The sequence below is a fragment of the Pelorhabdus rhamnosifermentans genome (assembly GCF_018835585.1).
In the GTDB taxonomy this organism is placed as follows: Bacteria; Bacillota; Negativicutes; order UMGS1260; family UMGS1260; genus Pelorhabdus; species Pelorhabdus rhamnosifermentans.
Window position 1 is genome coordinate 1 of the sequence record NZ_JAHGVE010000208.1, and the last position, 212, is coordinate 212.

Annotated in this window: 1 protein-coding gene; it reads right to left on the reverse strand. The window is 46.7% G+C overall.

Going from position 1 to position 212, the window contains the following annotated elements:
- Positions 1–212 (reverse strand): hypothetical protein (locus Ga0466249_RS26385; protein ID WP_215832445.1); only part of this gene is annotated, 212 nt, incomplete at both ends.

The following is a 212-nucleotide window of genomic DNA, read 5'->3' on the forward strand; positions in this document are numbered from 1 at the left end:
GCAATATCTTTTTCTGTGTTGACTTGCCATTTCATGACCAGTTTGGAACGGTCCGTATCTTGTGGCACAACAGAAAAGCCAGCCACTTGGGCTGGTCTTGGATCGAGTGCAATAGTCACGGTTGCAGGCGTCTTGGATAGATTGCCGCTGTTGTCCACGGCATAGACTGAAAAGGTAAAGTTTCGTGTCTCAGTTACTGTGTAAATATAGCG